This is a genomic window from Amycolatopsis sp. NPDC004772 (assembly GCF_053601215.1).
Genome location: NZ_JBSGBK010000024.1, coordinates 1 through 24,015, shown reverse-complemented (window position 1 = coordinate 24,015; position 24,015 = coordinate 1). Strand labels below are relative to the sequence as shown.

Annotated in this window: 23 protein-coding genes; 8 read left to right on the top strand and 15 right to left on the bottom strand. The window is 73.4% G+C overall.

All coding sequences use genetic code 11. The features are described 5' to 3' along the window. Window positions 1-10: 10 nt before the first annotated feature. The gene (locus ACWEF6_RS16930; protein ID WP_449683778.1) at window positions 11-1,384 is read right to left on the bottom strand and encodes an SEFIR domain-containing protein; all 1,374 of its coding nucleotides are present in this window, start codon (window positions 1,382-1,384) and stop codon (window positions 11-13) included. Between the two features lie 119 nt (window positions 1,385-1,503). On the opposite strand from ACWEF6_RS16930, the gene ACWEF6_RS16925 reads away from it, so the two are divergent. Beyond that, window positions 1,504-2,682 (top strand): SEFIR domain-containing protein, encoded by a 1,179-nt coding sequence (locus ACWEF6_RS16925; RefSeq protein WP_449683777.1) that lies wholly within the window; start codon window positions 1,504-1,506, stop codon window positions 2,680-2,682. Here ACWEF6_RS16925 and ACWEF6_RS16920 read toward each other — a convergent pair whose 3' ends face one another. Continuing rightward, window positions 2,683-3,045 carry an ArsR/SmtB family transcription factor gene (locus ACWEF6_RS16920; RefSeq protein WP_449683776.1) on the bottom strand — a complete coding sequence of 121 codons (363 nt, stop codon included), beginning with the start codon at window positions 3,043-3,045 and terminating at the stop codon, window positions 2,683-2,685. It lies immediately after the preceding gene. 54 nt (window positions 3,046-3,099) lie between these two features. Between ACWEF6_RS16920 and ACWEF6_RS16915 the strand changes: the two genes are divergently transcribed. After that, window positions 3,100-4,062, top strand: a complete 963-nt coding sequence (locus tag ACWEF6_RS16915; RefSeq protein WP_449683775.1) for a cation diffusion facilitator family transporter — start codon at window positions 3,100-3,102, stop codon at window positions 4,060-4,062. On the opposite strand, the gene ACWEF6_RS16910 is transcribed toward ACWEF6_RS16915, so the two are convergent. Both ACWEF6_RS16910 and ACWEF6_RS16905 read right to left on the bottom strand, forming a co-directional pair. Then, on the bottom strand, window positions 4,059-5,252 hold the full coding sequence (locus tag ACWEF6_RS16910) for an MFS transporter (RefSeq protein WP_449683774.1): 1,194 nt from the start codon (window positions 5,250-5,252) through the stop codon (window positions 4,059-4,061). The genes ACWEF6_RS16915 and ACWEF6_RS16910 overlap by 4 nt on opposite strands. After that, window positions 5,249-6,025, bottom strand: coding sequence for a DeoR/GlpR family DNA-binding transcription regulator (locus ACWEF6_RS16905; protein WP_449683773.1), 777 nt, complete (start codon window positions 6,023-6,025; stop codon window positions 5,249-5,251). The genes ACWEF6_RS16910 and ACWEF6_RS16905 overlap by 4 nt, the downstream gene beginning before the upstream one ends. Before the next feature lie 124 nt (window positions 6,026-6,149). On the opposite strand from ACWEF6_RS16905, the gene ACWEF6_RS16900 reads away from it, so the two are divergent. Further along, window positions 6,150-6,737 (top strand): TetR/AcrR family transcriptional regulator, encoded by a 588-nt coding sequence (locus ACWEF6_RS16900; RefSeq protein WP_449683772.1) that lies wholly within the window; start codon window positions 6,150-6,152, stop codon window positions 6,735-6,737. Here the strand turns inward: ACWEF6_RS16900 and ACWEF6_RS16895 are convergent. Continuing rightward, a complete protein-coding gene (locus tag ACWEF6_RS16895; RefSeq protein WP_449683771.1) occupies window positions 6,734-7,834 on the bottom strand; it encodes a Gfo/Idh/MocA family protein in 1,101 nt (366 codons plus the stop codon). The genes ACWEF6_RS16900 and ACWEF6_RS16895 overlap by 4 nt on opposite strands. Further along, the gene (locus ACWEF6_RS16890; protein ID WP_449683770.1) at window positions 7,831-8,574 is read right to left on the bottom strand and encodes a sugar phosphate isomerase/epimerase family protein; all 744 of its coding nucleotides are present in this window, start codon (window positions 8,572-8,574) and stop codon (window positions 7,831-7,833) included. Before ACWEF6_RS16890 ends, ACWEF6_RS16895 begins: the two co-directional genes overlap by 4 nt. A 198-nt stretch (window positions 8,575-8,772) precedes the next feature. Between ACWEF6_RS16890 and ACWEF6_RS16885 the strand changes: the two genes are divergently transcribed. Continuing rightward, window positions 8,773-8,967: a hypothetical protein gene (locus ACWEF6_RS16885; RefSeq protein ID WP_449683769.1), complete on the top strand. Its 195-nt coding sequence runs from the start codon at window positions 8,773-8,775 to the stop codon at window positions 8,965-8,967. 97 nt (window positions 8,968-9,064) lie between these two features. Next, on the top strand, window positions 9,065-9,919 hold the full coding sequence (locus ACWEF6_RS16880; RefSeq protein WP_449683767.1) for an SAM-dependent methyltransferase: 855 nt from the start codon (window positions 9,065-9,067) through the stop codon (window positions 9,917-9,919). A gap of 4 nt (window positions 9,920-9,923) precedes the next feature. On the opposite strand, the gene ACWEF6_RS16875 is transcribed toward ACWEF6_RS16880, so the two are convergent. From ACWEF6_RS16875 to ACWEF6_RS16835, 9 genes are all read right to left on the bottom strand, one after another. Continuing rightward, on the bottom strand, window positions 9,924-10,268 hold the full coding sequence (locus ACWEF6_RS16875; RefSeq protein ID WP_449683766.1) for a CU044_2847 family protein: 345 nt from the start codon (window positions 10,266-10,268) through the stop codon (window positions 9,924-9,926). Window positions 10,269-10,291: 23 nt separating this feature from the next. Next, window positions 10,292-11,572 carry an ABC transporter substrate-binding protein gene (locus tag ACWEF6_RS16870; protein WP_449683765.1) on the bottom strand — a complete coding sequence of 427 codons (1,281 nt, stop codon included), beginning with the start codon at window positions 11,570-11,572 and terminating at the stop codon, window positions 10,292-10,294. After that, window positions 11,569-12,684, bottom strand: coding sequence for a hypothetical protein (locus ACWEF6_RS16865; protein ID WP_449683764.1), 1,116 nt, complete (start codon window positions 12,682-12,684; stop codon window positions 11,569-11,571). Before ACWEF6_RS16865 ends, ACWEF6_RS16870 begins: the two co-directional genes overlap by 4 nt. Continuing rightward, window positions 12,681-14,096 carry a VWA domain-containing protein gene (locus ACWEF6_RS16860; RefSeq protein ID WP_449683763.1) on the bottom strand — a complete coding sequence of 472 codons (1,416 nt, stop codon included), beginning with the start codon at window positions 14,094-14,096 and terminating at the stop codon, window positions 12,681-12,683. Before ACWEF6_RS16860 ends, ACWEF6_RS16865 begins: the two co-directional genes overlap by 4 nt. Before the next feature lie 4 nt (window positions 14,097-14,100). Then, window positions 14,101-16,278, bottom strand: a complete 2,178-nt coding sequence (locus ACWEF6_RS16855) for a tetratricopeptide repeat protein (protein WP_449683762.1) — start codon at window positions 16,276-16,278, stop codon at window positions 14,101-14,103. Continuing rightward, on the bottom strand, window positions 16,275-17,726 hold the full coding sequence (locus tag ACWEF6_RS16850) for a trypsin-like peptidase domain-containing protein (protein ID WP_449683844.1): 1,452 nt from the start codon (window positions 17,724-17,726) through the stop codon (window positions 16,275-16,277). The genes ACWEF6_RS16855 and ACWEF6_RS16850 overlap by 4 nt, the downstream gene beginning before the upstream one ends. 204 nt (window positions 17,727-17,930) lie before the next feature. Continuing rightward, window positions 17,931-18,902 carry an ABC transporter permease gene (locus ACWEF6_RS16845; protein ID WP_449683761.1) on the bottom strand — a complete coding sequence of 324 codons (972 nt, stop codon included), beginning with the start codon at window positions 18,900-18,902 and terminating at the stop codon, window positions 17,931-17,933. After that, window positions 18,899-19,783, bottom strand: coding sequence for an ABC transporter ATP-binding protein (locus tag ACWEF6_RS16840; protein WP_449683759.1), 885 nt, complete (start codon window positions 19,781-19,783; stop codon window positions 18,899-18,901). Before ACWEF6_RS16840 ends, ACWEF6_RS16845 begins: the two co-directional genes overlap by 4 nt. Before the next feature lie 10 nt (window positions 19,784-19,793). Then, window positions 19,794-20,189 carry a GntR family transcriptional regulator gene (locus ACWEF6_RS16835; protein ID WP_449683758.1) on the bottom strand — a complete coding sequence of 132 codons (396 nt, stop codon included), beginning with the start codon at window positions 20,187-20,189 and terminating at the stop codon, window positions 19,794-19,796. A gap of 108 nt (window positions 20,190-20,297) precedes the next feature. Between ACWEF6_RS16835 and ACWEF6_RS16830 the strand changes: the two genes are divergently transcribed. The 3 genes from ACWEF6_RS16830 to ACWEF6_RS16820 all read left to right on the top strand — a co-directional run bounded on the left by ACWEF6_RS16830 (window position 20,298) and on the right by ACWEF6_RS16820 (window position 23,776). Further along, window positions 20,298-21,071 carry a cyclase family protein gene (locus ACWEF6_RS16830; protein ID WP_449683757.1) on the top strand — a complete coding sequence of 258 codons (774 nt, stop codon included), beginning with the start codon at window positions 20,298-20,300 and terminating at the stop codon, window positions 21,069-21,071. Further along, entirely contained in the window at window positions 21,068-22,687 is a 1,620-nt protein-coding gene (locus ACWEF6_RS16825; protein ID WP_449683756.1) for a thiamine pyrophosphate-binding protein, read from the top strand. Before ACWEF6_RS16830 ends, ACWEF6_RS16825 begins: the two co-directional genes overlap by 4 nt. Before the next feature lie 90 nt (window positions 22,688-22,777). Then, the gene (locus ACWEF6_RS16820) at window positions 22,778-23,776 is read left to right on the top strand and encodes a hypothetical protein (protein WP_449683755.1); all 999 of its coding nucleotides are present in this window, start codon (window positions 22,778-22,780) and stop codon (window positions 23,774-23,776) included. Window positions 23,777-24,015: the final 239 nt, after the last annotated feature.

Sequence of the window (24,015 nt, the reverse complement as noted above, 5' to 3'; positions counted from 1 at the left end):
CCGGAACTCCTCATCGGCGGTGATCGAGCGCGGCCGCCAGGAACCGCATGGCGGGGCGGCTCGCCGGGTCGGCGGCCAGGGCGGCGTCGATGGCGACGGCCGCGCGTTCGGGCAGCGCGGTGGCGAACTGACGGACGGGGACGGGGACGGCCGGGTCCGGCGCGAACCCGGTGACGACGTGGTAGGCGACGGCCGCGAGCTGGCGGACGTCGGTCCACGGCCCCACCCGGCCGGCGCTGCGGACCCGCTGTTCGGGAGCCTGGTAGGGCGGTGTTCCCTCGCCGGGCCGGAAGTCCGTCCCGGCGAGGCCGAGGTCCCGCGGCACGACTCGCCCGTCGTCGAAGCGGACGAGCCCCGCCGGGGTGAGCAGCCGGTGGGTGGCGCCCCGGGCGTGCAGGAGCGTCAATGTGCGGCCGAGGCCGGCCAGTCCGGACAGCGTCCGGCGGCTGCGCCAGGCGTCGATCACCTCGCCGGGCTGCGGGACGAAGTCGGCCAAGGTGGCGGACTTCGAGCCGGGCCACGCGGTCACGAGCGTCACCACGCCGTTCTCCCGGACCAGCTCCCGGACCGCCGGGAAACCGTGGCCGCGAAGGGCGGTCAGGAGGTCGCGCTCGCGGGTCAGCGCCGCCGACGCCGCCAGCGCGGCCGGCGTCTCCCGCCGGACGTCGACCTGCCGCAGCCAGACGTCCTCGTGCGGCGGCCCCAGCCGCAGCGCCCGCGCCTGGCGGACGGCCCCGTCTTCGAGCGGGTCACCGTGGACGAGGTACCGCACCCCGCCGATCTCGACCTCCGCCGCCGCGGTCAGGAGCCCGGCCGGCCGGCTCGGCGCGGGCCGGACGCCCACGACGACCGGGTCGACGCCGTGTTCCGGTACGACGAAGGGAACGAGCGGCGGCATTTCGTAGAGCGGGGTGCCCGCCAGTGCCGCCAGCAGATTCCGGACGCCGGGAAGCGTCAGTTCCTCGACCGCGTAATGGGTCGTCGAATGGGCGCACAGGCACTCCGGGATTTCGCCGGCGTCGTGCCCGGGCAGCACGACCGGCAGAATCCGGCGCGTCTCCCCGGGCAGATCACGGGCGAGGTTGTCGCGGAGCATCGCGGCTTCGAGCACTTTCGCGCTCCCGGCCGCCGACGGCACGCGGCCGTCCACGATGTGTTTGTACTGCGGGGAAGCGATGGCCAGCACGAACTCGGCCTGCCGGAGCTGGCCGATGGTCCACGCCGTCCAGTCCCGCCGCCGATCGGTGTACCAGACGTCCAGCTGCGCATCGACGCCGGCTTTTTCGCGCAGGAAGGTCGCGAACTCCCGGACCGCGCGATCGTGTTCGGCCGAATCGTGGGCGTAGGACACGTAGATCCGCGGCGAAGTGCCGGCTGTCCCCACTTCTGACCCTTCCCCCCGCAAGATCACGGCGGCTTGTACCCTCTCATGATCGCGAACGGGGCAGAGCCGAACGCGGTAACTGTCCGATATTTGTCCTGTTTTCCCGCTGAGGACTTCCGATGGCGAACCGGTACGACAGCCACCAGCCCGGCGACCACCCCAAGGTCTTCGTCTCCTACACCCACGACAGCGAAAAACACCGGGAAGCCGTGCTGGCGTTCGCCGATTTCCTGGTGCGCAACGGAATCGACGTGGTGCTGGACCGCTGGGCCACCGACCGGCGGCGGGACTGGCAGGCCTGGATGACCCGGAACATCACCGAGTCGGACTACGTCCTGGTCATCGCGTCCGAGGGCTACCGGCGGATGGGCGACGGGATCGGGCCGAACCACCTGAACCTGGGCGGCCAGGCGGAAGCCGCGCTGCTGCGCGACCGCCTCCAGGGCGACCGCGCGACCTGGACGGCCAAGATCCTCCCGGTGCTCCTGCCCGGCCACGGAAAACACGAGATCCCGCACTTCCTCCTGCCCAACGCGGCGGACTGGTACGAGGTGCCGGCCAACACCCCGGAGGCGGCGGAGTCCCTGCTGCGCGTGCTCACCCGGCAGCCGCGGGATGTCCCACCCGCGCTCGGACCTCGGCCGATCCTGCCGCCGCGGTCCGGTTCCGCACCGGCCCGGACCACGGTCGCGCGCGGACTTCCGGTCGTTTGGCGTTCGGAGCTACTCCAGGTGCCGCAGGAACCGCCGCTGGTCGAACTGCACCTCGTCCCGGCTTCGCCCTTCCCGCGCTACGGCGTGCTCCAGCTCGAAAGGATCGGCGACGAGCTGGCAACCTCGGGGCGCGCCGCGCGGCTCTTTTCGCAGTCACGGCACATGTCCGCCGGCTCCACGGCCGACGCGGCGTGGGCGGTTTCCTCGGACCGGTGTTCCGCGCTCGGGGTGCTCCGCGGCGGCCAGCGCATGTGCTGGTTCGCTCTGCCGAGCGCGAAGGTCGGCTGGATCCTCGACCGAGCCGATCTGACTGGGAAGCTTACCGAGGTGCTGGAATTGCTCTTGCAGATCAGCCTTCCACTTCCGGACAGCTTCGCGCCGGCGATCGCGTTGGACCCGGTGAGCACGACTCGGCTCGGGCACCTTTCCGAAGCCGACGCGCGCAGCGCATCACTGCCCTTCGTTGGTCGCGAGCGCATCAGGGTCGACACCGAAGAGGCCTTCCTCGTCGAGGAACTTCGAAGCTCGGCCCAGGACGTCGCCGAGGAGCTGGCCGCCCGGCTCGTCGTCGCCCTCAAGCGGTGATCAGCTCGGCCGCGGGCGGTGGGCGTGGTCGCCCGAGGGGATGTCGCGGTCCACGTGGTCCGCGTGGTGCAGGGCCTGGGCCAGGAGGCCGCGGACGTGGTTGTCCGCCGCCGAGTAGTACACGAACGTTCCCTCCCGGCGGCCCTTCACCAGGCCCGCCAGCCGCAACTTGGCCAAGTGCTGGCTCACCGCCGTGGGGGCGGCGCCGGCCAGTTCGGCCAGGCAGGCCACCGAGGATTCGCCCTGCAGCAACGCCCACAGCACCTTGATCCGGGTCGGGTCGGCCAGCAGGCGAAACGACTCCGCGGCCAGGTGGACCTGCTCTTCGGTGGGCATGTCGAACTCCGGCAGCGACGCGTGCATGACCGTAACCTTACTACTTGCGTATCTGCGTGCTTGCGCAGATAGAGTAGGATCATGCACGGACACTCGAAGTGGCGACCGCACCGCCACGACAGCGCCGACCGCGTCGACCATGCCCTCGAGACCAGCCGGCGCGGGGTGCGCGCGCTGGGGTGGTCGTTCGCTGCGCTGTCCGTCACCGCCGTCGCGCAGCTTGCGCTCGTGCTCGTCACCGGATCGGTGGCGCTTCTCGGCGACACCGTGCACAACTTCGCCGACGCGTTGACCGCCGTCCCGCTCGGCGTGGCGTTCTTGCTCGGCCGGCGCGCCGCGACCCGCCGCTACACCTACGGATTCGGACGCGCCGAAGACCTCGCCGGTGTGGTCGTCGTGCTCGTCGTCGCGGCTTCGGCCGCGGTCGCCGGGTACGAATCGGTGGCGCGGCTGCTCGATCCCCGGCCGATCGCCCACCCCTGGGTGGTCGCCGCGGCCGGGGTGATCGGCTTCGCCGGCAACGAACTCGTGGCCCGGTACCGGATCAAGATCGGCCGGGCAATCGGTTCGGCCGCCCTGGTCGCCGACGGGCTGCACGGGCGCACCGACGGGTTCACGTCACTGGCCGTCGTCGCCGGGGCGGCCGGCGTCGGCTTCGGCTTCCTCGCCGCGGATCCGATCGTCGGGCTCGTCATCACCGTCGCGATTCTGTTCGTCCTGCGCGACGCCGCGAAGGAGGTCTTCCGGCGGCTCCTGGACGCCGTCGACCCCGCATCGGTCGAGCTGGCCGAACGGACGGCACGGGACGTCGAGGGCGTGCTCGGCGCCTGGGAGCTCCGGATGCGCTGGATCGGGCACCAATTGCGGGCCGAGCTCGCCGTGAGGGTGGCGGCGGACCTGACCGTCGAGGCCGCCCACCGGCTCGCGCACGAGGTGGAACACCGGCTGCTGCACACGATCCCGCGCCTGACCGCGGTCGTGGTCCACACCGAACCGGCCACCGGCGCGGACCGGGCGCACGAGACCGTCGCCCACCACCGCTAGCACCCGACGGGCTGCTCCGCCGGCTGAGGCTTCGGGCTCAGCACCCCGGCGAACACCGCCGCCAGCACGCACAGGACCACCGGCACCGCGAACGTCACGTTCAGCGGCATCCAGCGCGTCAGCCCGCCGATGAGTGCCGGGCCGGCCAGCAGGCCGACGTACCCGAGGCCGACCACGCGGGCCATCAGCGCGCCCGATGCCCGCGTGTCCAGGTTGCCCGCCGCGGTGAACAGCTGCGGGACACCTCCCGAGAGGCCCAGACCGAACAGCGCCCAGCCCACCAGGGACACCGGCACCCACGGGGCCGCCGCGGCGATCGTCAGGCCGACCGCCGCCAACGTGGCTCCGTAGCGGACGATCGCCGCCGGGCCGGCCCAAGCCGCGACGCGGTCGGTCAGGAAGCGGCCGGTCGTCATCGCCACCGCGAACGCGCCGTACGCCAGGGCCGCCGTGGATGCCGACGTGCCGAGCACCTTCTCCATGTGGAGCGCGGCCCAGTCGTTCGCGACGCCCTCCGAGAGCATCAGCGCGAGCGCCAGCAGGCCGAGCAGCCAGACCGTGCGGCCCGGCGTCCGGCGCGTGACGACCGGCCCGGCCACCTCGGGAGAGGCGGCGGCGGGCGCGTCGGCCGGCTCCATCAGGAACCGCGCCGACAGCACGGAAAGCAGCACGCAGACCAGGCCGGTGCCGGTGAGCGTCACGCCGGTGGGCACGCCCGCGCCGAGCGTCGCCGCGCCGATGACCGCGGCGATCGCGCCGCCGATCGACCACATCGCGTGGAACGCCGCCATGATCGGGCGCGGGTAGGCGCGTTCCACCACGACCGCGTGGGAGTTCATCCCGACGTCGATCGAGCCGTTGCCGAAGCCGAAGAAGGCCAGCGACAGACCCAGTGCCCACCACGAGTTCGCGAACCCGGGCGCGCACACCGCGAGGCCCATCAGGATCCCGGCGGCCGGGACCAGCCGCCGGTGCCCGAGCCGGTCGACGAGCGGCCCGGCCACCTGCATGCCGGCGAACGCGGCGCCGCCGAGCACCAGCAGCAGCGCACCCAGCGTGCTGTGCGAAATGCCGGTCGCGCGCTCGACGTTCGGGATGTGCACCACCCACATGCCCATCGCGAACCCGTTGAGGCCGAAGAACATGAAGGTCGCGAACCGGGCGGCGCGCGGGCGGGGCGGGACGGTCATCGGTTCTCCAAGGGGACGGCTACGTGCACGAGCACGCCGCGCTCGGTCAGCGCGGCACGCTGGTCTTCGGGCGCGCCGGGGTCGGTGATCACCACGCCGGCGCGGTCGGCGGGGCAGATGCAGGCGAGCGCGCGGCGGCCCCATTTGGCGCTGTCGGCGAGCACGATCGTCCGGGCCGCGACCTCGAGCGCGGTCCGCTTGACCTCGGCGTCGTCCAGGTCGAAGGCGGTGAGCCCGGCATCGACGCCGAGCGCGCAGGGGCTCAGCACAGCGACGTCGAACCGCAGGGCCCGCAGCGACGCCAGCGTCAGCGGGCCGACCAGGGCCTGCTCCCCCGGCCGCGCTTCGCCACCGGGCAGCAGCAGCCGGACGCCGGGCACCTCGGCCAGCTCGCGGGCGGCGTGCAGCGACAGCGGCATCACGGTGATCGGACGCCCGCGCAGCAGCCGCGCGAGCTCGAAGGCCGTCGTGCCGCGGTCGAGGACGACGGTCTCGCCGTCGCGGATCAGCTCGGCCGCCGCGGTGGCGATGGCGCGCTTCGCCGCGAGCCCGGCCGTCGCGCGGGCCGCGAACGGCGGCTCCGTCCCCGACGGCGCCGCCGGCACCGCGCCACCGTGCACCCGGCGCAGCACGCCCCGGGACGCCAGGTGGTCAAGATCGCGGCGGACGGTCATCTCCGACGCCCCGGTCGCTTCGGCCAGCTCGGCGACGCCCACCTGAGCAGCGCCGCGCAGGCGCTCCACGATCACCTGCTGCCGCTCCGCGCTCTTCACCTCGCGATATTCGCAATCCGGGCACGCTCGCACAACCGGTTTGTTCACTCGCTCACCGTGCATGTGCGAACCACCACTGGGGCATGATGGTCGGCGTGCACGCCGCCGAGACCACCGCGACCCCGTGACCGGGGGCTACCTGAAGGGCCGGATCCGCCGCGAAGACATCATCACGGCGGCGGCCGCGGCGTACGGCGAGCTCGGCTACCACGGCTCGTCGCTGCGGGAGATCGCCAAGCGCGTCGGGATCTCGCACGCCGGCCTCCTCTACTACTTCCCCACCAAGGAAGCCCTGCTCGCCGCGGTGCTCGAACGCCGGGACGCCGACGACTCCGAGCGCGAACGGCTCACCGTGCCGCCCGGGCTCGAGGTCCTGCGCCACTTCGTCGCGCTCGCCGAGCACAACGTCCGCCACCCCGGGATCGTCGACCTCTACTCGCGGCTCGCCGCCGAAGCGGTCGCCCCGGACCACCCGGCGCACGAGTACTTCGTGCGGCACTACCGGGCCGCCCGCGACGGCGTGCACGAGTCGTTCGAGGCCCTCGCCGCCCGCGGCGAGCTGCGGGACGGCGTCGAGCCCGGGCCGGCGGCGCTGACCTTCATCGCCCTGATGGACGGCCTGCAGGTGCAGTGGCTGACCGTGCCCGGCGACGTCGACCTGGTCGGCTCGCTGCGTTTCTACCTGCAGAACCTGCTCACCGTCCCGCTCTAGAGGGTCTTCGCGTACGGGTCCCACCCCGCCGGCAGCAGCGGCGGGACCTCGATGGTGCTCTCGACCTCCACGCTCTGCCCGCGCGTCATGGATTCGTCGATGGCCAGCATCGCGTCGAGCACGTGGTAGGCCAGTTCGCCGGACGCGCGTTCCGGCACGCCCGCGCGGATGGCCCGGGCCAGTTCCAGCGCGCCGGTGCCGCGCGAAGCCGCGTGTCCCTGCGGCGCCAGCTCTTCCGGCTCGTCGCGGTCGAGCAGGTGCAGCCGGGTCGGCTCGTCGAACCGGTTGGGGTCCGGCAGCACGGCCGTGCCGAGCGTGCCGGTCAGCTCGGCCAGCGCGGGCCGCTTGAGCGCCGAATCAAAGCTCAGGACCAGCTGCGCGGAAGCGCTTTCGAACTCGACGAGCGCGGTGACCGTCGTCGGCACCAGCACCGGGAACTCGGTGCCGGCCCGCGGCCCGGATCCGACGACCCGGGTGTCCCGCGCCCGCCCGCCGGCCCCGGTGACGCGCCGGATCGGGCCGAGCAGGTGCACCAGCATCGTCAGGTAGTACGGGCCCATGTCGAGCAGCGGGCCGCCGCCGGGCTGGAAGTAGAACTCCGGCGCCGGGTGCCACAGCTCCGGCCCCGGCACCTGGAACAACGCCAGCGCGGTGAGGGGACGGCCGATCCGGCCCGCGTCGACGGCGTGGCGCGCGGTCTGCAGCGCGGCGCCGAGCACGGTGTCGGGCGCGCTCGCCAGGCGCAGGTTCTTCTCCCGCGCGCGATCGAGGAGCTTGCGGCCGGTCTGGCGGTCCAGCGCCAGGGGTTTCTCCGTCCACACGTGCTTGCCCGCTTCCAGCGCGGCGAGCCCGACCTCGACGTGCGCGGCCGGGACGGTCAGGTTGACGACCAGTTCGACGTCCGGGTCGGCCAGCAGTTCCGCCACCGTGCCCGCGCGCGGCACGCCGTGTTCGGCCGCGCGCGCCGCCGCGCGGGCGGTGTCGAGGTCGGCGACCCGCACCACGCGGACGTCCGGGAAGGCGGTGAGGTTTTCGAGGTAGGTGCCGCTGATGACGCCGGTGCCGATGATCCCGACACCGACCGGCCCGCCGGTCACCGGTCCGCGCCGCTCAGGAAGGCGTGGCTGGCCGCGATGGCCTCGAAGAGGTCGCCGGCCGGGCCACTGTAGGCGTCGAACTCGACCACGCGCAGCGCGTCCGGCGCGGCGGCGAGCACGTCGGCGACCGGCACCCGGCCCTGGCCGGCCGGGACCTGGCCGGTGGCGTCGGTGGCGAGGCCGCCGTCCTTGACGTGGATGGCCCGCACCCGGTCGCCGAGGCGCCGCAGCAGGGCGGGCGCGTCCTCGCCGCCCGCGGTGGCCCAGTAGGTGTCGACCTCGAGGGCGACCGCCGGGTCGAGCTGCTCGGCGAACACCTCGAAGGCGCTGCGGCCGTCGATCCGGGATTCCAGTTCCCACCAGTGGTTGTGGTAGCCGACGGCGACGCCGTGCTCGGCCGCGAGCTTCGCGGCGGCGTTGAGCCCCTCCGCCGTGGCCGCGATGTCGGCGGGCTCCTGCCACCGCTCGGCCGGCACGAAGGGGTCGATCACCAGGCCGATGCCCAGCTCGGCCGCGGCGGCGAAGACGGCGTGCTGGTCGGCGCCGAGCAGCTGCGCGTGGGCGGTCGGGGCGGTCAGGCCGTTGGCGGGCAGCCCGGCCCGCAGGGCCTCGGCGTTTTCGAGGACGCCGTACGGCTCCACCTGCGTGAAGCCGATCGCGGCGAGCCGCCGCAGGGTGTCGGCGGGATCGGCCGCGAACGCGTCTCGGACCGAATACAGCTGCACGGAAGGCTCGCTCATCACCGGCTCCTCCACTTCCCCGTGGCGGCCGTCCGCCACGGCTTCTCAATTTCTACCACCTGGTCAAAATTGCCACCAGGGGCTGTCAACCGGACGGCCGCGTGCGGCGGCTCACGCCGGACGGGGTTTTGGCAAGCGCCCGATGGGGCAGTAACGCCGAGAGCAGGAAGCCAGGTCGATCCCGGGAGGTGCCGGCAAGTGGACAGGGCAGGGGACGAAAGGGACACCGCGGCCGCCGTCGGGCGCCCGTCGTCCCGTCGCGACCTGACGGACCTGTCCGAAGCCGCGCGCGACCTCGACCGGCGGATAGAGCAGCACCTCGAGCGGCTGCGCCGCGAACGCGCCCAGCGCGCCGCGGACATCCCCGGCCAGCGACTCCGTCCGAGCGGCTGAGGGAGTCACCTCGGGTTCACCCCGCGGACGCGACCTACTACGCTGGGTGGCCCAACGCCGCACGCCACGCCGCACCCCACAGTCCTGCGAGGTCGCCATGTCCGACACGCCGTCCGCGCTGTCCCCGAGCCAGACGCCGGTGGGCGTCGACCCGGCCCGGCCGAGCATCGCGCGGATCTACGACGGGTTCCTCGGCGGCAACAACTTCTACGAAGTCGACCGCATGGTGATGGAGAAGATCCGCACGGCGGTCCCGGAAGCGGTCGACATCGCCCGCGGCAACCGCGGGTTCCACAACCGCGCGCTGCGAATGCTGGCCGGCCAGACGAAGATCAGCCAGTTCGTCGACTGCGGCTCCGGGCTGCCGACGGCCGAGAACACCCACCAGATCGTGCAGCGCATCGACAAGGACAACACGGTCGTCTACATCGACAACGACCCGGTGGTCCTCGCCCACGGCCGCGCGCTGCTCGTCGAGAACGACTTCACGCACATGGTCGAGGCGGACATCTTCCAGCCGCAGGAAGTGCTGGGCCACAAGGAAGTCCTGGCGCACGTCGACTTCTCCGAGCCGGTCGCCCTGCTGCAGGTGGGCACGATGCACCACTACGAAGGCGACGGCGTCTTCGACATCATGCGCGAGTACATCGACGCGCTGGCACCCGGCTCGTACGTGGTGCTGTCGCACTTCTTCGACCCCGAAGTGCCGGAGCTGACCGAGATCGCGAAGCGGATCGAGCAGATCCTCGTGCAGGGCCCGCTCGGCGCCGGGCGCTTCCGCACCCGCGCGGAGATCGAAGCGATGCTGGCCGGCCTCGAGATCGTGCAGCCGAACGCGACGTCCGCGCCGGGCATGGCGGTCTGCGACGAGTGGTGGCCGGACGGCCCCCGGCTCACGCCGCTGAGCGACTCGGCCAAGTGCGTCGCCGGGATCGTCGGCTACAAGCGGTAGCGCCTCACCCCTCCTCGGCCGGCTCTTCGGCCGGGGCCGCCTCGCCGCGCACCCACTTCAGCTTGACCTCGAACTGGCCCTGCAGCCCGGTCCGCGCGATCACGGCCCCGGCCTGGGCGTCCAGCTTGACGCCGAACTTGAGCTCGACCTCGTCCGGGCCCAGGTCGCGGAACTGCGCCAGCGCGGCGGACGCGGCCGCGCGGACCTCGCTCAGCGCGTGCTCGAAGGTCGTGGTCGCCTTGCGGAGCACCCCCGACGGCACCGACGCCTGTTCCAGGCCCGGCTCCCCTTCGACCTCGACGACCACCGAACCGCCGCCGTCCAGCGGGAACCGCACGAACTCCTGCACCGGATCTCCTTCTCCTCAACGGACTAGCACGGCAGGTCGAGCCACTGGTCCTCACCGATGCCCTGGCGCACCTGCTCGAGCTTGTCGAGCAGGAAGGGCAGCCGGTCGGGACGGGCCAGGTACTCCAGCACCGCCTGGTAGAACGCGCTGGTCATCGCCGAGGGCATCAGGTCCGACGCGTCGAAGCACAGGTCGCCGTCGCCGGCGAGGGTCGCCGCGATCCGCCGGCTCACCTCGCTGCGGTAGACGTCCGGCCCGGCCAGGTGCTGGTGCACCGAGAACGTCGTCCCGCCGGACGGCCAGATCCGCTGGCCCTCCGCCCCGGCCAGGTAGGCCATGAGCCGGCGCGCCGCCGGGGTGTCGCGGAACATCCCGGCGAGGTCGGCCGAGACCTCGGACGGGCCGGCGCCGGGGAACGGGAAGAACCGGAAGTCCCGGTCGGGGACCGGCGGCCCGCTCGCGCGCCGGATCGCGGTGTACCCGCCGATCGCGAACGAGCCGAGGTGCTCCAGCGCGCACCCGGGCGGGTCGGCGAACATCGCGCGGCCGGCGTCGGCGAACGACGTCAGCAGCGCCGCCGTGCTGCCGCCGCGGACCGCGCCCGGCGCGAGGACCAGCGTGCCCCAGCTGCGCCAGGCGTCCACCATCGCCGCGTCGGTCCAGGGCAGCCGGCCCGCGGTCCAGCTGCGGTAGACGTCCGGTCCGGCGCGGTGCAGCAGGATGTCCTCCAGCCAGTCCGTGCCGGGGAACCCGGAGTTCGGCGGGGCGCCCATGCCGAGGCACCACGGCCGCTGCCCGGCCGCGGCCAGCCGCCGGGACGTCGTGACGAGTTCGTCCCATGTGGACGGTATCGGCCCGGGGAACGACTTCGGCGTGTACCAGACGATGCTCTTCAGGTCGGCCTTCACCACGACCGCGTACACGGCGTTCTCGCCGAGCTGTTGCAGCTTCCGCCACTGCGGGCTGTACGCGGCGGCCGCCTCCGCACCGAGGACGGCGTCGAGCGGCTTCACGTCCCCGGAGCGCACGTACCCGGCGAGCTCGGCCGGGTTCGACAGCACCGCCACGTGGGGCGGGGTGCCCTGCTGCAGGTCGCCGCGCAGGACCTGGTTCTGCGCGCGGGTGCCCTGGTAGTCCACCGGGATCCCGGTCGCCTGGGTGAACCCGTCGAGCACCTGCCGGAACGCCTTCTGCTCGTCGCCGGTCCACGGCCCCAGCACCGTCACCGGCTCCGGGCCGCTCCCGGCGGAGCACCCGGACAGCAGCAGGACGACGGCCAGCACCAGAGCGGCGCAGCGCTTCACGACGCCCTCCTCGCGCGGAACCGGTATTCGTCGAGCCGGGGTTGCAGGCCGCTCACCGCCAGAACGCCGATCCCGGCGGCCAGCACGGGAATCCCGTAGCCGAGCGCGCCGGTCCAGCCCGGTTCGGTGAGCCCCGGCCCGAGCAGCGCGGCCTCGTCGACCTCGTCCGGCGGCGCGACCGCGGCGCCGGGCGGGGTGGTCGTCGTGGCGGCCAGCGCGGCCACGGTGTCGCCGCACGCGGCCGCCCCGCCCGGCCCGCACTGGGCGACCACCACCCGGACGAGCGCCGCCCGGGCCCCGGCGGCCGCCGCCGTGGTGCCGGCGGACTGGGTGTCCACGGTCCGTTCCAGCGCGGCACCGCTGTCCCGCGCGGCCGACTGGACCCCCAGCAGGAGCGCGGTTCCCGCTCCCAGCAGCACGCACGCCGCCGTGGCCGCCAGCAGGGCGGTGTTCACCGTGCGCCGGAACCGCCGGGCGAGGAACCGCTGGGCCCACCCGAGCGTGCCGAGCAGGACGACCAGCGGGAGCGCCCACAGCAGCGTGATCGCCGGGTCCAGCCATTCGGTGTCCAGCTGGCGGTCGAGCGCGGCCCGCTGGGCGGCTTCGAGCGTGTCGAGCCGCGCGAGGATGCCGTTCTCCGGTGCGGTCAGCAGATCGGACGCCGACAGCAGGTCGCTCGCGGCGAGCGCGCCACCGCCGTCCTGCCGGTAGTGGGCGTCGGCCTGGCCGATGACGCTGTTGTAGGCCGGCAGCAGCCCTTCGATCAGCCGGAGCGTCTGGCTGCCCTGGTCCCCGGCCGCGTTGTGCTCGGCGACCCGGGCGAGCTGCTGGCTGGCCAGGGCGATCCCGTCCTCGTACTGCTCGCTGGGCCCGGTGAGCTGCACCTGGTTGCGTTCGAAGGCCGACATCGCGGCGCGGTGCGCGGCCACGAGCGCCCCCTTGGCGAGCGACACTTCGAGCACCGCGGGCGCGGTCCGCTCCCGCACCTCGGCGAGGCTGGCCCGCACGCCGAGGAAGGTCGCCAGCGCCGTCCCCAGCACCAGCACGCTGCCGGCGACGAGCCCGAGCCGCAGCCACCACAGGGTCTGCCGGGTGGTGCTGATCGCCGTCACGACGGCGCTCCCGCCGCGAACGGTTCGCCACAGTGCCCGCACCGCTTCGCGGTCGGCCGCGCCTTGTGTCCACAGTGGACGCATTCGCGCGGGGCGCCGCCGGCTTCGGGCGCGACGGCGACGGGTTCCGCCGCACCGGTGTAGGTGGAGATCGTCGACCCGAGCACCAGGGAAAAGCCGTCCCGCGGGCGCACGCCGTCCTTGATCGCGACCGTGCCGTCGTCGCGCACGTCGATCAACCGGCCCAGGCGCTTGAGGATCTCCGCGTTGCCCAGCTCGGTCGCCAGCCGGACCGCGGTCCCCCATTCGCGCGCCGCCGCCACCCGGTCTTCGCGCTCGAAGGCGTCCCAGCCCGCCCGGACCGCGCGGCCCAGCTCGGCCTGGCCCGTGACGCGAGCGACGTTGTCGTCCGGCACGCTGGACAGCGCCAGGTCGTCGGTCAGGTAGCCGACGACGGCCTGTTGTTCGCCGACGGCCTGATCCGCGCCGGCGAGGAGCGTGACCGTGCCCAGCAACCGATCTTCGTACCGCGTCAGCTCTCCGGTCTCGACGTCGAGGCAGAGGTGGTACTCGCGCAGCTCGTCGCCCCACGCGCCCGTCGGCAGCTCGATCGCGTTCCCCTCCTGGGGATGGCACTGCGCGGTGAGCTCGACCTCGGTCGGGAAGACCTGCTTGACGAACCGCAACCGGCTGTAGGGCATCGTGGTCAGCCGCAGCCGGACGTCCGGCACGGTCCGGCCCATCGCCCGTTCGACCAGGCGCCGGAAGTCCCCGGCGAGTTCGGCGTCCTCCAGGACGGCGTCCGCGCTGCCGCGCAGGACCGACGCGATGCGCTGCAGGTCCCGCGGTTCCCAGTCGTCGCCGATGCCCCGGGCGTCGCAGGCGAACCGGCCCTTGGAGCGGTCGAGGGCGGCTTCGAGGGCCCCCGCGCGGTCGGACTCGTTCTTGCCGTCGGTGAGCAGCACCGCGTGCCGGATGGCGGCCGGGGTCTTCGCGAACAGGTCCCGGGCCAGGTCCAGCCACGTGCTCATCGCCGTGCCGCCGCCGGCGATGAGTTCGGACGCCGCCGCCTTCGCCTCGTGGCGGGTCCGCTCGTTCGCCACCGCCAGCGGCGGCTCGGCCGGGTAGACGAGCCGGGCGCGTCCGGTGCATTCGACGACCCCGAACAGCACGCCGTCCCGCAGCGAGCCGACGGCCGCCCGGCAGGCGTGCCGCGCGGCCTCGATCTTCGTCGGCGGCCAGTCCATCGAGCTGGAGCAGTCCACCAGCAGCAGCTCGGCGGTCGCCGGCGGCCCGGCCGCGGGGACGCCGGCCTCGCCCACCCGCACGGTGAGCACGACGTCCATCCGGTCGTCGCTCGGCGCCAGGTACTTGTTCTGGCTCAGCTGGAGGGTGAACGACGGGTCGGGCATCGGGTCACCTTCTCGTCTTCGGCCGGACGGAGTTCGCGAGATCGACCAGGACGCCGTGTTCGTTCCGGTCGCGCGCCCGCTCGGCGAGCCGGCGCAGGGACAGCTCCAGCAGCGACCGCAGGCCGCGTTCGGTGACGCGCTCGCCGAGGAGTGCGCCACCGTTCCAGCCCTCGCCGCCGTCCAGCCCCCTCAGCGCGGCGGTGCGGACCAGTGCCTCCAGCCGGTCGTGGGCCTCCCGGTCGAGGTAGAGCTCGGGCAGCCGCCGCGCCGCGTCGGCGAAGTCGTCCCGGCCCGGCGGCCCGGACGGCAGGCGCCCGGCCCGGATCCGCACGGCGGCGATCCGCGCGGCGTCGTAGTGGCGCGAGATCGGCGGCACGGCGTCGAGCAGGGCGACCGCGGTGTCGCGGCCGTGGCTGCGCAGGGCGCAGCGGGCCAGGCCGAAGGCGGCGCTGACCTGGCCGTGGTCGCGGTGCCACACCGAGCGGTAGCAGCGCTCGGCCTGCTCGGTGTCGCGGCGCAGCTCGGCGCAGAACCCGAGCGCCAGCTTCGGGGCGATCTCACCGGGCCAGCTGCGGTGCACCCGGTCGAACGCGGCCGCCGCCTGCTCGGCGTCGTCGCGGGCCAGCGCGAGCAGGCCGTGGTGCCAGGCCGCCCGCCAGTCGCGGGCGGCTTCGGCGCCGAGCAGCTGTTCGGCTCGGGACAGCGCCGCGGCCGCGGCGTCGGAATCCCTCAGCGCGACCTGCGCGCGCGTCTGGGCGAACGCGATTTCGGCCGAGGGCTCGCCGAACATCGCGAGCTTGCCCAGCCAGCGGTGCGGCCCCGGCGCGCCCGCGATGGCGATGAACTCGGCCGCGGCGTCTTCGGGGGCGACCCGCGGGATCGGCAGCCGGCCGGCCCCGTCGGCGGCGCTCGGCAGGCCGAGGTCCAGCGGGCCGTCGCCGCGTTCGCCGCCGGCCCAGTGGTCGAGGCCGGGTACCGCGCCGAGGCCGTCGTCGAGCAGTTCCGCGGTGTCCTCGAACAGCGCCGACGGCACCGGCCGCGGCCGTTCGTCGCGCAGCGAAAGGATTTCCCGGCGCACGCCGTCGAGCTGCTCGGCCATTTCCGCCGCCGTGGCGAACCGCCGCTCGAACGGCGCGACGGCCCGTTCGAGCACCCGGTGCAGCGAGTCCAGGCCGCCGGCGACCCGGTCCGGGTCGATGTCTTCGCTCGCGGCTTCGAGCAGCACCTGCAGCGTCCGGCCGACGGTGTGCAGGTCCGAACGCACGGTCAGGCCGTGCCGCGCGAGCTCGTGCGCCGGCGCCTGGAACCCTTCGGTGCCGACGCTCGGCCCGGCCGGGTCGTCGAGCGCGCGGGCCGCGCCGAGGTCGATGACCTTGACCCGCTTGTCGCCGTGGATCACGTTCTCCGGCTTCATGTCGCAGTACAGCAGGCCTTCGCCGTGGAGGTAGTCGAGCGCGCCGAGGATCGCCCGGCCGTAGACGATCACGTGCTCCACCCGCGGCGGCGGCCCCTGCTTGAGCAGGTCCCGCAGCGACCGCCCGCCGACGTACTCCATCACCAGGTAGGTGTCCGGTTCGCCACCGCCGGGCGCGGGGTGTTCGACGAAGTCGCTGATCCGCACGATGTTCGGGTGGTCGAGCCGGACCAGCACGTCGCGTTCGACCCGCGCCATCGCCTTCAGCACGGCGTTGCCGCTGTTGATCACGCCCTTGAGCGCGACGTGCTGACCGGCCAGCGCGGTGTCGGCGGCCAGGTACACCCAGCCGAGCCCGCCCCGGGCGAAGCAGCCGAGGACGTCGTAGCGGTCGCCGACCCGCTCGCCGCGGTTCAGCTTGGGCAGGAAGGAAAAGCGCTCACCGCAGTTTTCGCAGTACCCTTCGGCGAACGCGGGTTCGCCGGCGTACGCGCGGCCGACGGGTTCCCCGCAGTGCCCGCAGAACCGGTGCTGCTCGGGGTATTCCGGGTCGGCGAGGACGAGTTTCTCCGGGTCCGGCACCTCGATCGCGGGCAGCGACTGGAAGTCCGCCTCGCCGCTCCAGAGCTCGACACTGCGGCGGGTGCTTTCCGGGGCCGGCACCGACGTCGGCGGCGGCTCGGCCGGCACCCGGCGGCGGCCGCACACCTCGCAGAACCCGATCGGGCCGACCGGACGGCCGTGGCACCACGCGGTTTCGGTCGTCACGCGCCCTCCAGCCGGCGGCGGACCGCCCGTACGTACCGTTCGACCAGCCTGGCGGCGGCTTCCGGCTCGCCGGGCCGCAGGGTCAGCGCCGCCATGGCCGGCCGGTACAGCTCGGCCAGTTCCTCGTCCTCCATCAGGCCCGCGTCGGTCGCCTTGGCGTTGTAGCCGCGCAGCCGTCCGTGCAGTTCGTCGTGCCGGGCGGCCAGCGCGTCGAGCTCGGCGTACAACCGGACCAGCGCCCACCGGGCCGCTTCCGCGTCGCGTTCGGTCGCCGCCAGCGCTCGCCGCACCCGGCCCGGTTCGATCCGCTCGCCCGCCGAGCGCAGCGCCGCCAGCCGCAGCCGCAGATCCGCGGAGCTGCCGGGCACCGCCGTGCGCGCACCGATCCGGGCGGCTCGCTCCCGCGTGCGGTCCTCCTCGTGCTCCACCATTTCGACCAGCAGCGCCAGCCGAGCCAGGCGTCGCGCGTTGCGCTCGTTCTCCCAGCGCCGGGCCAGGCGCACGCCGGGCGAGTCGGGCCCGCTGAACTGGACCAGCACGGTGGCGCCCTTGTCGACCAGCGGCCGCACCACGTCGGTGAGCACTTCCTCCGGCGCCCGCGCGTCTTCGACGCCGGTCACCGCCACCGCGACGTCCTCGGGATTGGTCTCCAGCACGGTGAGCACCTCGCCGGTGCTGATGCCGGCGCTGACGTGTTCGGCCACCTCTCCGGTGGTCTTGCCGGTCGCGTCCACGATCGCGGCGAGCCGCTCGCCGGAGCCCCGGCGCTCGCGCCGCACCTGGGCCAGGAAACCGTCCCGGACGGCGGAGTCGCGGTCCCCGATGACGACGATCAGCGGGCCGGCCGACGGCCGCGGCGGCTCGCCCACCCACCGAGCGACGTCGGGCACGTGCCGGACGATCACCTCGACCGGGATCAGGTAGGCGAGCCCCGCGCGTTCGTCGGTGTATTCGGTGACCACCATGCCGAGCACCGCACCGGTGGCCTTGTCGATCACGCCGGCGCCGCTGAACCCGCGCCGCACGCGCTCGCCGGGCAACGGCGAATTGAGCTGGATCCACTCTCCCGCGGCGCCGGCCGGGCCGGCCAGCTGGGCGTTGTTCACCCACACGCCGTAGCGGTGCGGCGCCGGAAAGCCGTAGGTGTGGACCACCCGGTCACGCACCGCGCCGAGCCGGACCAAGGGCGCGCCCGGCACGTGCGGGAACGCTTCGGCGAGGTCCAGCAGCGCGATGTCGCCGCGGCCGTCTTCCGACGGCGGCACCCAGCAGCCGGGCCGCACCGCGGCGAGCGTCTCCGGCATACCGTCGAGCCCGACGAACCGCACCAGCACGGACGCCCCCGAAAGCGCTTCCTCCCCCGCGGCCTGCACGACGTGCGCGCAGGTGAGCACCGTGGATTCGCCCAGCAGCATGCCGGCGCCCAGTGCCCGGCCCGACGAGTTCACCAAGCACACTCGCCACGGTTCCGGATCCCCCGCGCGCCCCTCGGCAGAACCGTTGTGCTCCCTCACCGGGTGCGACCTTACGACCCCGCACCGACAGTCCGGGGCGGGTTCGCCCGCTTACCCCCGCAGATCACCCGATCGGCCGCCGAACGCCGGGTGGCCGTGGAAAACTCACGAACCCGCGCCGGCGGCCGGTGCGTGATCTCAGGCGATCGTGCGCAGCCGGCGGAGGGCGAAGAACACCAGCGCGGCCGCCAGGAGCACGAAGATCCCGGTCTCGATGCCCTGGAAGAGCCAGAACCGGTCCCCCGGCTGGTACTGCAGCCAGTTCATCGCGCCGGGGCCGACCGAGTCGTCGCCGCAGCCGCCGGGCGGGCACGGGCCGAGCTGGGCGTTCGGCAGGACCAGGTCCCCGGCCGCGTTGCGGACCCCGACGTCCATCACCCAGTTGCCGGACGCCGGGTTCGGCGTCTGCCCGCCGGTCGGCGAGAAGGTGAGGCTTGGGGCGGGCAGGTACCGCGGCCGGGCGAGGACCTCGATCGCGACGCGGACCGCCGCGAACCCGACCAGCGCGATCCCCATGGCGGGCAGGACCTTTCGCCACTGTGTCCCGGCGAAGACGCCCAGCGCCAGCGCGAACAGCGTGTACGCGATCGGGACGATCCCCTGCACGTCGAACGAAAGGTAGTTCAGCCGGCCGGTGCTCGCGCTGACCAGCGGCCGGAACCACCACGACACGCCCAGCGCGTACCCGACGGACAGCACGGTGGTCATCGCCCCGACCAGGCCGAACTTGGCCAGCGCCCACTGCAGGCGGGTCACCCCCTGCGTCCACACCAGACGGTGGGTGCCCTGCTCGACCTCGCGGGCCACCAGCGGTGCGCCGAAGAACACGCCGACGAGCACCGGCAGGACCACGAACAGCACGGCGATGAACACCATGCCGCCGAACTCCTGCTGGAACTGGTGGCCGAGGCTTTCGCACCGCGAAACGGCTTCGGTCTGCGTGATCAGCGACGCGCTGCCGAGCGCGGCGCGGCAGGCACCCAGGCCGAGGTTGTCGTACTTCGCGTGCATCGCCAGGCCCGTGGGCACCATCAGCGCGCCGAGCGCGGCCAGCGCGGCGAGGGTGAACAACGCCTGCTTGCGGTGTTGCCGCCAGACCAGCCAGATCACGCCGGCACCTCCCACGCGGACGCCGGAACGCGGGTCTCCGCCTCGGCGAGGTGCGCGAGCACCACGTCTTCCAGGGTCACTTCGTGCTCCGTCCACAGTGGATCGATCGGGCCGTCGCCCCGGCGGACGAGCATGGTCGACTGGCGTTCGGTGTGGCTCGCGCGGACCACCTCGGCGACCCCGGCGATGGATTCGCTGCCGGCCCGCGGGCCGGTGAGCGTGCAGTGGCCGGCGAGCAGCTCGTCGACCGGACCCGCCAGCCGGACGTGGGACCGCTGCAGGACGATCAGGTGGTCGCAGCTGCGTTCCAGGTCGGCGAGCAGGTGCGAAGACAGCAGCACGGTCGTCTCGCTCTCGGCCACCGCGCCCATCAGCGTCTGCATGAATTCGCGGCGGGCCAGGGGGTCGAGGCTGGCGATGGGCTCGTCGAGCAGCAGCAGCCGGGGGCGTTTGGCCAGTGCCAGGGCCAGGGCGACCTGGGCGCGCTGGCCGCCGGAGAGCTTCCCCACGGCCTGGTGCGGCGGGATGCCGAGCATGGCGAGCCGGTCGCGGGCCAGCGCGGCGTCCCAGCGGCGGCGGTTGAGCTTGCCGCCCATGGTGACCAGCTCCGCCGCGGTGAAGTCGCGGTAGAGCGGGGTGTCCTGCGCGACGAACCCGATGTCCGTCAGTGCCTCGTGGGGAGCCCGACCGAAGACGCGCACCTCGCCTGCGTCGGGTTTCAGGAGGCCGACGACCAGGTGCAGCAGTGTCGTCTTGCCCGCGCCGTTCGGGCCGACCAGCGCGGCGATCCGCCCGGCAGGCACCTCCAGCGCGCAGTCGCGCAACGCCCAGGAGCGGCCGTAGCGCTTGCCCAGCGCCGCGGCTTCCACCGCCAGTTCCATTCCGGACTCCCTACGACAGGTCGTGCGGCACCCGGGTGCCGCGGATCGTGGTCTCGATGAGGGCGGCGATGTCGTCCGGCGACATCCCGGCGGCTTCGGCGCGATCCAGCCAGGCCACCAGCTCGTCACGCAGCTGCCCCTGGCTCCCCAGCGACGGTCCGGCCAGGCTGCCGGTGATGAACGTGCCCACCCCCGGGCGGCCTTCGGCCAGGCCTTCCAGGACCAGTTCGCGATAGGCCTTGAGCACGGTGTTCGGGTTGATCGCCAGCGCCTCGGCCACGTCCCGCACCTTCGGCAGCTGGTCGCCGGGCCGCAGGAGGCCGACGCGCAGCGCCTGCTTCGCCTGGACGACGAGCTGCATGTACGTGGCGACCCGGGAACGGCCGTCGAGCACGAACTCGATCACCTGCCCACCCTCCTATTGTCTTACGACATTAAGACAACACCTCCCGGTGCACGGCTGTCAAGGCATAGGGTCTCGATCGGACGCGCACACCGGCACCGGGAGGCAGGCATGTCGTTGTTGGACGAGCTCGGCAAGGCGATCGCGGGCGGAGGGGTCGAGATCGTCGACCTGACCGCTCCCCTGAGCTCCAGCACGCCGATTCTGCGGTTGCCCGAGCCGTTCGCCAACACGATCCCGTTCCGGCTGGAGGAGATCAGCCGCTACGACGAGCGCGGGCCGCGGTGGTACTGGAACGACATCCACACCGGCGAGCACACCGGCACCCACCTGGACGTCCCGGTGCACTGGGTGTCCGGAAAGGACGGTCATGACGTCTCGCAGGTGCCGCTGAAGACGCTGGTGGCGCCCGCGGTCGTGCTCGACTTCTCCGCGCGGGCCGCAGAAAATCCGGACTTCCTGCTGTCGATCGACGACGTCCGCGCGTGGACGGCGGAGCACGGGCCGCTGCCGGACGGCGGCTGGCTGCTCTACCGCACGGGCTGGGACACCCGCAGCGGCGACCAGGAGGAGTTCCTCAACGCCGACGAGGCCGGTTCGCACACCCCCGGCGTCTCCCCCGAGTGCGCGCGGTGGCTCGCCGAGGAAGCACCGATCACCGGCCTCGGCGTGGAGACGGTCGGCACCGACGCGGGCCAGGCGCCCGGCCTCGAGCCGATGTTCCCCTGCCACGAGCTGCTGCTGGGCGCGGGCAAGCACGGCCTGACCCAGCTGCAGAACCTCGCGACGCTGCCGCCGACCGGCGTGCTGCTGCTGGTCTCCCCGCTGCCGATCGTCGGCGGCTCGGGCAGCCCGGCCCGCGTGCTGGCCCTGGTGGAGCGGTGAACGTCGCCGAACTGGTCGGCCGGACCCTGGCCGGCCTCGGCGTCGGCACGGCGTTCGGGGTGGTGGGCAGCGGGAACTTCGAGGTGACCAACGCGCTGCGGGCGGGCGGCGTCCGGTTCGTCGCCGCCCGCCACGAGGGCGGCGCGGCGAGCATGGCCGACGCGTACGCCCGGATGAGCGGCGAGGTGTCGGTGCTGTCGCTGCACCAGGGCTGCGGCCTGACCAACGCGGTCACCGGCATCACGGAGGCGGCCAAGAGCCGGACGCCGATGCTCGTGCTCACGGCGGGCTCCGCGGGCGCGTCGGTGCTGTCGAACTTCCGCATCGACCAGGACGGCCTGGCCGCGGCGGTCGGCGCGGTGCCGGAGCGCGTGCACTCACCCGAGAGCGCGGTGGCCGACACGGTGCGGGCGTTTCGGACGGCCCGGCAGCAGCGCCGGACGGTGGTGCTGAACCTGCCCCTCGACGTCCAGGCCCAGCCGGCGCCGGAGTCGCCCCCACCGCCGGTGCCGACCGGCCCCGCGCCGGTGCGGCCGGACGCCGCCGCGGTGGCGGCGCTGGCGAACCTCCTGGCGGCGGCCGAGCGCCCGGTGTTCATCGCCGGCCGCGGCGCCCGTTCGAGCGGGGACGTGCTGCGGGAACTGGCCGCGCGGTGCGGCGCGCTGCTGGCGACGTCGGCCGTGGCGCACGGCCTGTTCCACGACGACCCGTTCGCCTTGGGCATCTCGGGCGGCTTCGCCTCCCCGGCGGCGGCCGAGCTGATCGTGGGTGCCGACCTGGTCGTCGGCTGGGGCTGCGCGCTGAACATGTGGACCACCCGCCACGGCAAGCTGCTGAGCCCGCACGCGAAGCTGGCGCAGGTCGACCTCGAGCAGGCGGCGCTCGGCGCGCACCGCCCGATCGACCTGGGCGTCGTCGGCGACGTCGGGTGCACGGCGTCGGACGTCCTCGCCCTGGCCTGTTCGAGCCCGGGCTACCGCACGGACGAGGTGGCGGCCCGGATCGCGGCGGGCCGCTGGAACGACGTCGTGCACGAGGACCTGTCCGGCGACGGCCGCATCGACCCCCGGACGTTGAGCAGGCTCCTGGACGAGCTGCTGCCCGCCGAGCGGATCGTCTCGATCGACTCGGGCAATTTCATGGGCTACCCGAGCGCGTACCTGTCGGTGCCCGATGAGCAGGGGTTCTGCTTCACGCAGGCGTTCCAGAGCATCGGCCTGGGTCTGGGAACGGCCATCGGAGCGGCGCTGGCCCGCCCGGACCGCCTGCCGGTCCTGGGCACGGGCGACGGCGGGTTCCACATGGCACTGTCCGAATTGGACACGGCGGTCCGCCTGGGCCTGCCGCTGGTGGTGATCGTCTACAACGACGCGGCGTACGGAGCGGAGGTCCACCACTTCGGCGACGCGGACATGGCGACGGTCCGCTTCCCGGATTCCGACCTGGCGGCCCTCGCCCGCGGCTTCGGCTGCACGGGTATCACGGTCCGGGCGGCGGAGGACCTGTCCCCGGTGCGCGACTGGCTCGCGGGGCCGCGGCCGGGTCCGTTGGTGATCGACGCCAAGATCGCCGACGACGGCGGATCCTGGTGGCTGGCGGAGGCGTTCCGCCACTGACCCACCCTTGACAGGGGACGTGGGCGCCGGGATGCTGGCCGAGTTGTCTTACAGTCGTAAGACAGTGGGGGAACTACCCGAGGAACCCGCATGCGACTCTTCTTGGCCGTGCTGACGGCCGCCGTTCTCCTGGCCGGCGTTCTGCTGGCTGCCCCGGCGGACGCGGGCCAGCAGCGCCCCGACCCGGCGACAGGGCTGCTGGCAGCGTTCGACAGCCACCCGATCGTGGCAAAGTCCAGCCCCGACGTCGGAACGTTCGCGTTCGACCTGATCCGCGACCCCAGGCTTCCGGGCCGGGTGAACGACATAGCGGTGGAGTGCGGCAACGCGCGTCTCCAGCCGATGCTGGACGCGTACATCTTCGGAGCCGAGGTCCCGGAGATCAGCCAGGTGTGGCGCGACACGACGCAGCCGAGCTGCGGCTTCTCGACGTTCTACGAGCAGCTGTTCGCGTTGGTCCGCCAGGTCAACACGACGTTGCCGGCGGCCCGCAAGATCCGGGTGCTGGCCACCGATCCCCCGATCGACTGGAGCCGAGTGCGGTCACCGGCGGACCTCGACCCGTTCCTGGACCGCGACGCGTCGATCGTGTCGGTGGTGAAAACCCAGGTGTTGCAGAAGAACCGAAAGGCCTTGATGCTGTTCGGCTTGGGTCACCTGACCCACGACGGAGGCAGCGCAGCGGTAGCCCAACTGGAACGCGCCTACCCGGGGGCGGCGTATGTCATTGCGGACCACCGTGGGTTCACGACGGACAACGCTCGACTGGAGCGGCAGCTGGGTGCGTGGCCGGCTTTGGTGCCGGTGAAGGGTTCGTGGCTGGGTGCACTGGAGACGACGTACTTCCCGGTCAATCGGGAGTATCCGCCGGGAACGCGGGGGTATCCGGGGGTGGACGCGTATTTGTACGAGGGCCCGGCGGATCTGTTGCTGCGCGAGCCGTTGTCGGCCCGCGCGGTGCTGGACACGGAGTACTTGGCGGAACTCCGCCGCCGAGCCGCGGCGATCGATGCGCCGCCGGATTCGATCGAGTGGCCGGAGACGTTCTTCGAGCGGGAGCGGACATCGGGGGTCTTGCTGCGAGGTTGAGGGCCGGGGCGGCCCCGGAGGCGACGGGGCCGCGCGGCGACGGGCGAGGCTGCGCGGCGATGGGGCGAAGTTGCGCGGCGATGCGCGAGGCTGCACGGCACTGGGCGATGTTGCCCGGAAGCGAGGCGAGGCCGCGCGGCGCTGGGGCGCGGGCGCGGGCGCGGGCGCGGGCGCGGGCGCGGGCGCGGGCGCGGGCGCGGGCGCGGGCGCGGGCGCGGGCGCGGGCGCGGGCGCGGGCG

Excerpts from the sequence above, each read along its gene's own strand:
- ACWEF6_RS16920 (WP_449683776.1), bottom strand. The coding sequence starts at position 3,045 with ATGCACGCGTCGCTGCCGGAGTTCGACATGCCCACCGAAGAGCAGGTC.
- ACWEF6_RS16890 (WP_449683770.1), bottom strand. The coding sequence starts at position 8,574 with ATGAGCGAGCCTTCCGTGCAGCTGTATTCGGTCCGAGACGCGTTCGCG.
- ACWEF6_RS16820 (WP_449683755.1), top strand. The coding sequence starts at position 22,778 with ATGCGACTCTTCTTGGCCGTGCTGACGGCCGCCGTTCTCCTGGCCGGC.
- ACWEF6_RS16840 (WP_449683759.1), bottom strand. The coding sequence starts at position 19,783 with ATGGAACTGGCGGTGGAAGCCGCGGCGCTGGGCAAGCGCTACGGCCGC.
- ACWEF6_RS16880 (WP_449683767.1), top strand. The coding sequence starts at position 9,065 with ATGTCCGACACGCCGTCCGCGCTGTCCCCGAGCCAGACGCCGGTGGGC.
- ACWEF6_RS16830 (WP_449683757.1), top strand. The coding sequence starts at position 20,298 with ATGTCGTTGTTGGACGAGCTCGGCAAGGCGATCGCGGGCGGAGGGGTC.
- ACWEF6_RS16860 (WP_449683763.1), bottom strand. The coding sequence starts at position 14,096 with ATGCCCGACCCGTCGTTCACCCTCCAGCTGAGCCAGAACAAGTACCTG.
- ACWEF6_RS16925 (WP_449683777.1), top strand. The coding sequence starts at position 1,504 with ATGGCGAACCGGTACGACAGCCACCAGCCCGGCGACCACCCCAAGGTC.
- ACWEF6_RS16910 (WP_449683774.1), bottom strand. The coding sequence starts at position 5,252 with ATGACCGTCCCGCCCCGCCCGCGCGCCGCCCGGTTCGCGACCTTCATG.
- ACWEF6_RS16915 (WP_449683775.1), top strand. The coding sequence starts at position 3,100 with ATGCACGGACACTCGAAGTGGCGACCGCACCGCCACGACAGCGCCGAC.